The 10,528-nt window shown below is 68.4% G+C and carries 13 protein-coding genes; 1 reads left to right on the top strand and 12 read right to left on the bottom strand.

Annotated features, from left to right (window positions below; genetic code table 11):
• Positions 1-1,300 (top strand): hypothetical protein (locus AC08ON_RS00035; protein ID WP_476605955.1); only part of this gene is annotated, 1,300 nt, incomplete at its 5' end.
• Between the two features lie 40 nt (positions 1,301-1,340).
• Here the strand turns inward: AC08ON_RS00035 and truA are convergent.
• The 12 genes from truA to rplO all read right to left on the bottom strand — a co-directional run bounded on the left by truA (position 1,341) and on the right by rplO (position 10,518).
• A complete protein-coding gene (truA, locus tag AC08ON_RS00040; protein ID WP_476605954.1) occupies positions 1,341-2,165 on the bottom strand; it encodes a tRNA pseudouridine(38-40) synthase TruA in 825 nt (274 codons plus the stop codon).
• A 214-nt stretch (positions 2,166-2,379) separates the two neighbouring features.
• Positions 2,380-3,000, bottom strand: coding sequence for a 50S ribosomal protein L17 (rplQ, locus tag AC08ON_RS00045; protein WP_476605953.1), 621 nt, complete (start codon positions 2,998-3,000; stop codon positions 2,380-2,382).
• A gap of 132 nt (positions 3,001-3,132) precedes the next feature.
• Positions 3,133-4,182, bottom strand: a complete 1,050-nt coding sequence (locus AC08ON_RS00050) for a DNA-directed RNA polymerase subunit alpha (protein WP_011435063.1) — start codon at positions 4,180-4,182, stop codon at positions 3,133-3,135.
• Positions 4,183-4,358: 176 nt separating this feature from the next.
• On the bottom strand, positions 4,359-4,988 hold the full coding sequence (rpsD, locus tag AC08ON_RS00055; protein ID WP_476605950.1) for a 30S ribosomal protein S4: 630 nt from the start codon (positions 4,986-4,988) through the stop codon (positions 4,359-4,361).
• 95 nt (positions 4,989-5,083) lie between these two features.
• Positions 5,084-5,488, bottom strand: a complete 405-nt coding sequence (gene rpsK, locus AC08ON_RS00060; protein ID WP_011435061.1) for a 30S ribosomal protein S11 — start codon at positions 5,486-5,488, stop codon at positions 5,084-5,086.
• A 78-nt stretch (positions 5,489-5,566) separates the two neighbouring features.
• Positions 5,567-5,947 carry a 30S ribosomal protein S13 gene (rpsM, locus tag AC08ON_RS00065; RefSeq protein ID WP_462202433.1) on the bottom strand — a complete coding sequence of 127 codons (381 nt, stop codon included), beginning with the start codon at positions 5,945-5,947 and terminating at the stop codon, positions 5,567-5,569.
• 200 nt (positions 5,948-6,147) lie between these two features.
• A complete protein-coding gene (gene rpmJ, locus AC08ON_RS00070) occupies positions 6,148-6,261 on the bottom strand; it encodes a 50S ribosomal protein L36 (protein WP_003956441.1) in 114 nt (37 codons plus the stop codon).
• 79 nt (positions 6,262-6,340) lie between these two features.
• Positions 6,341-6,562, bottom strand: a complete 222-nt coding sequence (infA, locus tag AC08ON_RS00075; RefSeq protein ID WP_006541558.1) for a translation initiation factor IF-1 — start codon at positions 6,560-6,562, stop codon at positions 6,341-6,343.
• 282 nt (positions 6,563-6,844) lie between these two features.
• Positions 6,845-7,690, bottom strand: a complete 846-nt coding sequence (gene map / locus AC08ON_RS00080) for a type I methionyl aminopeptidase (RefSeq protein WP_476605949.1) — start codon at positions 7,688-7,690, stop codon at positions 6,845-6,847.
• Positions 7,691-7,831: 141 nt separating this feature from the next.
• Entirely contained in the window at positions 7,832-8,485 is a 654-nt protein-coding gene (locus tag AC08ON_RS00085; RefSeq protein ID WP_476605948.1) for an adenylate kinase, read from the bottom strand.
• Positions 8,485-9,777 (bottom strand): preprotein translocase subunit SecY, encoded by a 1,293-nt coding sequence (gene secY / locus AC08ON_RS00090; RefSeq protein ID WP_476605947.1) that lies wholly within the window; start codon positions 9,775-9,777, stop codon positions 8,485-8,487. Before secY ends, AC08ON_RS00085 begins: the two co-directional genes overlap by 1 nt.
• A 261-nt stretch (positions 9,778-10,038) precedes the next feature.
• Positions 10,039-10,518: a 50S ribosomal protein L15 gene (gene rplO / locus AC08ON_RS00095; protein WP_476616271.1), complete on the bottom strand. Its 480-nt coding sequence runs from the start codon at positions 10,516-10,518 to the stop codon at positions 10,039-10,041.
• Between the last annotated feature and the right edge of the window lie 10 nt (positions 10,519-10,528).

A 10,528-nucleotide genomic window follows, 5' to 3' on the forward strand; every position in this document is an offset into this window, starting at 1 on the left:
AGGCACCACGGGCCCGACAGCGGCGACGATTCCCCGCCCGGGTGGCCCGCACCCCGACCTCGACGGCTGGACTCCCCCGGCCGACGATCCCCTGTTCGGGGGGTCCCGGACGTACTCGTTCTCGCCGAAGCCGACCTCCCTGCGGATCACGCCGCCCGACACCACGCCGCCCGGCATAACACCGTCCCCGACCACCACGAGCTTGAGCACGGGGCCAGCCGGGACCGGCGCCGCATCCGTGCCGCCGTCCGGTCCGACCCGCTATGAGCGCCCGGCATCCCGTCCACGAGACTCGGACACGCCGGCCTATCCGGGTGTCTCCCCGCGCCCAGGTGTCTTCCCTGACACGGATGCCGTTACCGGCGGTCCCACCCGCATCGGTGAAACCGGCGAATCCCACCCACCCCCCGCGGCTGACGGCGGATTCGGCGACGGCGATCCAGTCGGCCTCCATTCGGTCGACGGCGATCCGGTCAACGGGTCGGCACCGTCCGCCACCGCCGCATCGAGCGCCCGTGGCGCGTACCCGCCGAGGTGGGGGCGGAGCACTCAGGACCAGGCCGGGGACCGTGGGGTCCGCGGCGCTCGGCGGCTGCTGGCCGGCGTCGCGGGGGCCGTCCTCGTCCTCATCACGGCGGTCGCGGTCGTGGCGGTGCGCAGCGGGGACAACGGGCGCAGCGGAGACAACGGGAACAAGACGCCCACCACCCGGCAGACGCTCCCACCGATCCCGGCAGGCTTCCTCGACAGCGCGACCCTCGACTCCGATCCGGTGACCGCCAACGAGTTCTTCTCCGACGAGCAGGTCGAGGCCGAAGGACGGAACTACCGACGGCTCGCCCGCAAACTGGACAACAGCTGCCCGGATCTCACTGGTGATCTGGTCACGCAGCTCAAGGACCGGCGCTGCCGGCAGGTGGTGCGGACGCTGTTCCTCAGCACCCCGGGGGACGGCGAAGGCCAGGTGTTGGCCGGCGTCACCGTCTTCGTCCTCGACAAGCTCGCCACCGCCACCGCCACCGCGGACATCCTCAACCAGGGACGCGGTGGCATCGTGCCCCTCCCCGTCCCGGCCAACTCGATTCCGAACGCGCGGATCACCGGCCCGGGTGGGAACAACTCGTGGCGGGGCGCGATCACCCGCGGGCACTACCTCATCTACACGCAGGTCGCCTACACCGACGGCACCCAGGGTGCGGGGATCGATCCCGCGCTGCGGAACGCCCAGACCGATCTGAGCACGCTCGCGACCGAGCCCATCGGAGACCGAGCAGTACTCGGCCACGGTCCGCGCCACTGACTCACCGGCGACCACTGACTCACCGGCGACCGGGGCCCCCTCAACCGGACGGCGTGGGGGGAATCCGGACGGCCCGGGTGACCTCGGCCCGGGCGGCCAGCTCAGGATCGGGCGGGTAACGCACGTCCACCAGCGTCAGGCCGTGCGCCGGCGCCACGGTGACGGCGGGGTCCCGGACACCTCGGTGCAGCACCGCCGCGGGCCACTGGGGCGGCTTGCGGCCCTCCCCGACGGCGAGCAGGGCGCCGACCAGCGCCCGGACCATGGAGTGGCAGAAGGCGTCGGCCTCGACGTCGGCCACGACGACCCCCTCAGGCCGGCGGAGCACATCGAGGCGCAGCAGCGTACGGACGGTCGTCGCGCCTTCCCGGCGCCGGCAGAACGCGGCGAAGTCATGCTCGCCGACCAGGAACAGCGCCGCCGCCGCCATCGCGGGCACGTCGAGCGGACGAGGCCAGGCCAGGGTGTCGAAGCGCCGCAGGGGTTCGGCTCCATACGGAGCGTCGGTGATCCGATAGACGTAGCGGCGGGAGAGCGCGGAGAATCTGGCGTCGAAGCCGGGCGGTGCCGGGGCGAGCCCGATGATCCGCACGGCCCGGTCCAGGACACCGTTCAGCCGCCGCGCGAGGCCGCCGAGCGGCACGTCGTCCGGGAGATCAACGTGCGCTACCTGACCGACGGCATGGACACCCGAATCGGTCCGTCCGGCGACGGTGAGCCGTACCGCCGGCAACCGCGCCACCCGCATGAGGGCGTCCTCCACATCGCCCTGCACGGTGCGTTGGCCGGGCTGGCGGGCCCATCCCGCGAACGGTGTCCCGTCATAAGAGAGGTTCAGCCGCAGCCGAACCAGCCCGTCGGTCATCGTCATCACCGGCGGGCAGCCGCCTCGCGACCCGCGGGACGACGTCCCGCGGAAACTCCCGGATCGGACATCTGCCTCTCCCCCGTGCAAGCGACGACGCGGCGGTGCGGCGGCACTAAAACGAAAGCCCGCCGCCCATGATGGGCGGCGGGCCTGCGCGGATCTACTCCAGGACGCGAGATTCGGCCGAAGATTTCGGCCTTCGGCCCGGATCTCAGTTTGCGGAGTTCTGCTCCCCGGCGCCGGAGTCGTCCCCGGCGCCGGAGTCGTCCGTCTGCGCGGTCGTCGGCTTGCCAGCGGCCCCTTCGGCGGGGGTCTCCGCTGGCTCCGCGGCCTCGGCTGCCACAGCAGCCGCGGTTGGCGACTCCTGGGCCAGCTCCTCCGCAGCCTCCGCGGTGGCGCCGGTGGGCTTGCGACGAGCCTCGAAACGGGTGCTCCGCGCCCGCTCGGCCTCACTGACGGCCTGCTGGCCGACGGTCAGCGCCTCGACCAGCTCGATCCGGGCCAGCGGGGCGTTGTCACCCTTCCGGTTGCCGATCTTGACGATCCGGGTGTAGCCACCGTTCCGGTTCGCGTAGCGCGGACCGATCTCGGTGAACAGGGTGTGCACGACCGAGTTGTCGCGTACCTGGCGCATGACACGCCGGCGGGCGTGCAGGTCCCCCCGCCTGGCGAAGGTCACCAAACGCTCGGCGTACGGACGCAGCCGCTTGGCCTTCGCCTCGGTGGTGGTGATGCCGCCGTGCTCGAACAGCGCGGTGGCGAGGTTGGCCAGCAGCAGCCGCTCATGTGCGGGGCTGCCGCCGAGCCGGGCGCCCTTGGTTGGCGTGGGCATGATGAGTGCTCCTCGTTCCTTTCACTGTCCTGCTGGTCACCGGCCTAGCCAGGCTGCCCGCCCGAAGGACGCGGCTCTCGCCACCGGAGGGTCGCCGAGGGCCCCCGCCGGAAGCGGAGGCCCTCGTGGAGATCAGTACTGCTCGGTCTCGATGAACTCCGCGCCGTCGTCGGACGGGTCGGAGAACGACGGGCTGTACGCGTCGGTGCCGTAGGTGTCCACGGCCTGGCGCGGGTCGAACCCAGGCGGGGAGTCCTTGAGCTGCAGGCCCATCGCGCCCAGCTTCGTCTTGACCTCATCGATCGACTTCTGCCCGAAGTTACGGATGTCGAGCAGGTCGGCCTCGCTACGGGAGACCAGCTCGCCGATCGTGTGGATGCCCTCGCGCTTGAGGCAGTTGTAGGAGCGGACGGTCAGGTCCATCTCCTCGATGGGCAGCGCGAGGTCGGCCGCCAGCGCCGCGTCCGCGGCGGACGGGCCGATGTCGACGCCCTCCGCCTCGGCGTTGAGCTCCTGAGCCAGCCCGAACAGGCCGACCAGGGTCTTGCCGGCGCTGGCCATCGCGTCTCGCGGGGAGATCGACGGCTTGGTCTCGACGTCAACGATGAGCCGGTCGAAGTCGGTCCGCTGCTCGACGCGGGTCGCCTCGACCTTGTAGGTCACCTTCAGCACCGGCGAGTAGATCGAGTCGATCGGGATCCGCCCGATCTCCTGGCCGGCCTGCTTGTTCTGGGCCGCGCTGACATACCCGCGCCCCCGCTCGACGGTCAGCTCGATCTCGAGCTTGCCCTTGTCGTTCAGAGTGGCGAGCCGCAACTCGGGGTTGTGCACCTCGACGCCCGCCGGCGGGGCGATGTCCGCCGCCGTGACCTCGCCGGGGCCCTGCTTGCGCAGGTACATCACGGTCGGCTCGTCGTTGTCGGAGCTGACGACCAGTTCCTTGAGGTTCAGGATCAGGTCGGTCACGTCCTCCTTGACGCCGGGCACGGTGGAGAACTCGTGCAGCACACCGTCGATGCGGATGCTGGTGACCGAGGCACCGGGGATGGAGGACAGCAGGGTCCGGCGCAACGAGTTACCGAGGGTGTAGCCGAAGCCCGGCTCCAGCGGCTCGATCACGAAGCGTGAACGGAACTCGGAGATCGGGTCTTCGATGAGGGTGGGACGCTGAGCGATCAGCATGAGAACGTCCTTCCGACCACGGCGACCGCCATATGACGCCGTGTGGTGCGGGCCCCCTGACGGGAGCCGGTGGGCGGAACATCGGTCCGTTCCACCCACGGGTGGTGTCCGGGCGGAGGCCCGCCCGGACACCAGTGTGCTCCGCCCCCTGGCTGCGGGGACGACGCCGGTAGATCTTACTTGGAGTAGAGCTCGACGATCAGCTGTTCCTGCACCTGGGTATCGATCACCTGCCGCGTCGGCAGCGAGTGCACCAGGATCCGCAGCTGGCTCGGGATCACCTCCAGCCAGGCTGGAACGGCCCGACCCTGACCCGCGGTCTCCCGGGCCACGATGAACGGGGTGAGCTCCCGGGCCTTCGGCGCGATCTCGACGATGTCGTTCTCGCTGATCCGATAGCTGGGGATGTCGACCTTGCGGCCGTTCACCTGGACGTGGCCGTGCCGGACAGCCTGACGGGCGGCGTCCCGCGAGGGTGCGAAGCCAGCCCGGTACACGACGTTGTCGAGCCGCGACTCAAGGATCTTCAGCAGCTCGTCACCGGTCTTGCCCGCCCGGCGATTCGCCTCGTCGTAGTAGCCCCGGAACTGCTTCTCCAGCACGCCGTAGATCCGGGCACACTTCTGCTTTTCGCGCTTCTGCAGCAGGTACTCGGAGTCCTTGGTGCGGCCACGGCCGTGCTCGCCCGGCGGGTAGGGTCGGATCTCGATCGGGCACTTCGGGGTGTCGCACTTGCTGCCCTTGAGGAACAGCTTGGTCTTCTCGCGGCGGCAACGCTTGCAGTCCGCGCCGGTGTAACGGGCCATCTAATCCTTCTCTCTCGTTTCCTGGCGCGAACTCGAACACGACGCCACGACACCGGCCGGCGTGGAGCCCCGGCCACGGCCGCCTCGCCGCATGGTCACACCCTGCGCCGCTTGGGCGGGCGGCAACCGTTGTGCGGGGTCGGGGTGACGTCCTGGATCGCACCGACCTCGAGCCCCGCGGCCTGCAGGGAACGGATCGCGGTCTCCCGGCCGGAACCCGGGCCCTTCACGAAGACGTCGACCTTGCGCATCCCGTGCTCCTGCGCCTTGCGGGCCGCGTTCTCGGCCGCCATCTGAGCGGCGAAGGGCGTGGACTTGCGGGAGCCCTTGAAGCCGACATGGCCCGCCGAAGCCCAGGAGATCACGTTCCCGGACGGGTCGGTGATGGAGACGATCGTGTTGTTGAACGTGCTCTTGATGTGAGCGTGTCCGTGGGCGACGTTCTTCTTTTCCTTGCGCCGGACCTTCTTGGCGCCGGCTGCGCGCGTCTTGGGAGGCATATTCGCGTGTGGTCTCCGTGTACGAGGTCGTCGATCAGTGGTCGGCGGCGGACCCGAACGGTCCACCGGGGACCCTGACTACTTCTTGCCAGCCTTCTTCTTGCCGGCGATGGCGCGGCGCGGGCCCTTACGGGTGCGCGCGTTGGTGTGCGTGCGCTGGCCGTGGACGGGCAGGTTACGCCGGTGACGGAGCCCCTGGTAGCACCCGATCTCCATCTTGCGGCGGATGTCCTGCTTGATCTCCCGGTTGAGGTCACCCTCGACCCGGTAGTTCGCGTCGATCCAGTCGCGCAGCCTGACGATCTCTTCCTCGCTCAGATCACGAACACGCGTGTCCGGGTTGACCCCGGTGGCGGCGAGGGTGTCTCGGGAGCGGCTGCGGCCGATCCCGAAGATGTAGGTCAGAGCGATCTCAACCCGCTTCTCGCGGGGAAGGTCGACGCCGGAGAGGCGTGCCATGAACGGATGTTTCCTTCCTGCGGCCGGAGGTCTCGGGCGATGCCGTCCCGGCCGGCGCCGGGCCAGGCGGGCCCCGGCCTCCGACCGGGGGTGGGTCGTCCCGAAGAGGACGCCTGGCATCGCTTGGATGCGGTGGGCCACATCTCGGCGGGCGGCACGTGCTGTGCCACCCGCCGGGACGAGGCGCACCCGTCAGGACATCAGCCCTGACGCTGCTTGTGACGAAGGTTGTCGCAGATGACCATGACTCGCCCGTGGCGACGGATCACCTTGCACTTGTCGCAGATCTTCTTGACGCTGGGCTTGACCTTCACGGCTGTTGCGGACCTCCTGCGCAGCCGCGGGCCGCGCGTGGCGATTGAGTGGAGCTACGGGCGAGTGAGAAGAGATCGACTACTTGTAGCGGTAGACGATGCGGCCGCGGGACAGGTCGTAGGGCGAGAGCTCGACCACGACGCGGTCCTCCGGCAGGATCCGGATGTAGTGCTGGCGCATCTTCCCGCTGATGTGGGCGAGAACACGATGACCGTTCTGGAGCTCCACCCGGAACATCGCGTTCGGGAGCGGCTCCACCACACGGCCTTCGATCTCGATGGCCCCGTCCTTCTTCGGCATGTCCTCCGCTGTCCTGACGTCGACTATGGGACGGCGGCTCGGCCGCGACCGGTCGGCCCCCCGAAATGTCCGGAAAAGCCCAGATCAGAGGCTTGAACTACCCCGAGAGGAGCCCGAACCCACCAACCACACTGCCACCGACCGCAACTGCCATGGACAGGACTGCTATCGACACGGTGGAGCACACCGGCGTGAGAAGACCGCCAGCTAAGGAGTGTACGCTGCGACCCCCGTCAAGGGTCAACACGATCCCCGTCAAGGGCCGACGCGACCTCAGCCGGTTCAGCCGGTTCCGGACGGGGCGTCAGCCGGCTGCCCGCAGACGACCCCGAGCTCGGCGAGTTTCGCCGCTCCGCCGTCCGGCGCCGTTAGCACCCACGGCCCACGGGGAGTGATTGCCACCGAGTGCTCGGTGTGGGCGGCGAGGCTGCCGTCGCGGGTCACGACGGTCCAGTCGTCGGGGAGCACGGCCGTGTCCGGCGACCCCATAGTGATCATAGGCTCGATGGCCAGCGCAAGGCCCTCGATCAGCCGGATGCCACGGCCAGGCCGGCCGTGGTTGAGCACGTGGGGGGGCTGGTGCATCTCGCTGCCGATGCCGTGGCCGCCGTAGTGGTCGACGATGCCGTAGCCATGTGGACGGACGTGCCGCTCGACGGCGGCGCTGATGTCGGTGAGCTTTCCGCCGAGCTGGGCTGCGGCGAGGCCCGCCCACAGCGCGCCCTCGCACGTGTCGATCATCGCGAGAACCTCCGGGGCGACCTCACCGACCGGCACGGTGATCGCGGCGTCCCCGTGCCAGCCGTCCACGATGGCCCCGCAGTCGATCGAGATGATATCGCCCTCGCGCAGCACCCGCTTGCGGGTGGGGATGGCGTGCACTACCTCGTTGTTGACCGAGCTGCAGATCGAGGCCGGATACGGCGGCTGGGCATAGCCCTTGAAGGACGGGATACCGCCGTCGTCCCGGATCGTCTTCTCGGCAAGGGCGTCCAGCTCGGCCGTGGTGACCCCGGGGACAACCGCGTCACACAGCCGCGCCAGCGTCTTCGCGACGAGCAGGCCAGCAACCCGCATCTTGGCGATCTCTGCCGCCGTCTTGATTTGGACGTGCTCTCGTCGCGCCACGCTCGTCGCCCCGGTCCGTGTTCGTGTTGTGTCCGTTTCCGATGCTAGCCGCCGACCCCGCAGGACGTGCTCCAACGATCTTCCGCGAAAAACGCGGGAGCCACGTTCGGCCTGGTCCGCGCCCGGACCAGGCCGACGGGTTCAGTCGCCGTAGTGCCGCAGGGCGTCGAGCGCGCGGTCGGTGACGTTATCCACCGGTCCGGTGGCGTCGATACCGATCAGGATGCCCTTTTCGGCGTAGTACGCCACCAGCGGCGCCGTCTGGTCCGCGTAGACCTCAAGCCGATGGCGGACCGTCTCCGACCGATCGTCGTCGCGCTGGAACAGCTCGCCACCACACCGGTCACAGACGCCTTCGACCGACGGCGGGTCGAAGTCGATGTGCCAGATGTGACCGCAGTTCCGACAGGTACGCCGACCGGACAGCCGGCGCACCACCTCGTCGTCGTCGACGACGAGCTCAAGCACCACGTCCAGACGGGTCCCCATGCCATCGAGCATCTGCCCGAGCACCTCGGCCTGCGGGACGTTGCGAGGAAAACCATCGAGCAGGAATCCCTTGACCGCGTCGTCCTCGGCCAAGCGGTTGCGGACCATACCGATGGTGATCTCGTCCGGTACGAGATCACCGACATCCATGAAGGTCTTGGCCTTGACGCCCAGTTCGGTTCCCTGTCGCACGTTCGCCCGGAAGATGTCCCCGGTGGAGATCTTAGGGATCGACCGCGCCTGGGCAATGAACGCGGCCTGGGTGCCCTTTCCGGCACCGGGCGGCCCGGCCAGTACGAGGCGCACTACCGGAGGAAACCTTCGTAATTGCGGAGCATGAGCTGGCTTTCGATCTGCTTCACGGTTTCCAGCCCAACCCCCACCATGATCAGGACCGACGTGCCCGCGAAGGGGAACGGCTGGTCCTTGGTCAGGTTCAATAGTGCCAACGGAAGGACCGTGATCACGCCAAGGAACAGCGATCCCGGGAGCGTGATCCGGTCGAGTACGTGTTTGAGGTACTCCGCCGTCGGGTTCCCCGGCCTGATCCCGGGGATGAACCCACCATACTTCTTCATGTTGTCCGCGACCTCCGTTGGGTTGAAGGTGATCGCAACATAAAAATAGGTGAAGAAGATGATGAGTGCGAAGTATGTCACCAGATAGAGTGGATGGTCTCCCCTGGAGAGATATCTTTGCTCGAAGTCCTGGAAGCTCCGGTTGCTCCACACCTGCCCGGCGAGTTGAGGGAGCTGCAGCAGCGAGGACGCGAAGATGACGGGGATGATCCCGGCCTGGTTGACCTTGATCGGCAGGTAGGTCGACGTCCCGCCGTACATCCGCCGCCCGATCAGGCGCTTGGCGTACTGGACCGGGATGCGACGCTGAGACTGCTCGACAAACACGACGAACACGACGATCGCGAGACCGAGCAGGAGCACCAGGCTAAACACCACACCGCCGGCGACCTGGAGGATGCGTCCGCCCTCGGAGGGAAGCCTTGCCGCGATCGAGGTGAAGATCAGCAGCGACATGCCGTTACCGACCCCCCGGGCGGTGATCAACTCACCCATCCACATGATGACCGAGGTACCCGCCGTCATCGTGATGACAATTGTCGCGATCCGGAACAGGCTCGTGTCCGGGATGATGGCTGCCGAACAGCTGGGGAACAGCCGGCCGCTGCGGGCCAGCGCCACGATGCCGGTGGCCTGCAGAAGACCGAGGGCGATCGTCAGGTACCGGGTGTACTGCGTAAGCTTCTGCTCGCCCGAGCTGCCCTCCTTCTTCAGCTGCTCCAGCCGAGGGATCACCACAACGAGCAACTGAATGATGATACTCGATGTGATGTACGGCATGATGCCAAGCGCGAAGATGGACAGCTGCAGCAGAGCCCCACCACTGAACAGGTTGATCAGCGAGTAGACGTTGCTGCTGTCGGCACTCGCCGAGTCCAGACAGGTGTTCACTGCGGACGTCGAGACACCCGGCGACGGCATGACGCTGCCGAACCGGAACAGCATCACGATACCGACGGTGAACAGCAGCTTCTTGCGCAGGTCAGGCGTGCGGAATGCCCGCGTGAAGGCGGTGAGCACGGCTCCTCCTGCTGGGATTGCGGACCGACGGGAAGTGGACATCCTGCCCGGTGCGGATCGCCTCCCCCGGCCGGTCGCCGAGGTCGGTTAGGCGACTGTAACAGGACACCCGGCCCACTCGTCCCGACATCACCATGGGTAAGCGATGGTGGACGGCAAGAGACGGCTGGCGCCGAGGCGCACGGCCGTCTGGCGAGGGGTCCGGACGGGCGGGGCCGGGGTGGGAGCTGGGTGACATGGCCCACACCCCCACCCATGCTCTCAGCTCTGTGTGACGCTCCCGCCGGCAGCTGCGATCTTCTCCTTCGCGGAGGCCGAAAACGCGTCCGCGCTCACATGCAGCGCGACGTTGATGTCACCGTTGCCCAGCACCTTCACCGGCGACTTGCCCCGCACCGCACCCCTGGCCACGAGGTCGGCCTTGGTGACCTCACCACTCTGCGGGAACAGTTCCGCGAGGGTGGCGACGTTCACGACCTGGTACTCGACGCGGAACCGGTTGCGGAAGCCCTTCAGCTTGGGCAGGCGCATGTGCAGGGGCATCTGGCCACCCTCGAACCGGGCGGGCACCTGCTTGCGGGCCTTCGAGCCCTTGGTGCCCCGTCCGGCGGTCTTGCCCTTGGAACCCTCACCGCGACCGACGCGGATCTTGGACTTATGGGCGCCGGGGGCCGGCCGGAGGTGGTGCACCTTCAGACCGCGGCCACGGACGGCCGGCGCCGAGCCGGCCTCGGTGCCCACGCCGGTGGCG

It is taken from the genome of Frankia sp. CoWAU3 (assembly GCF_977971855.1).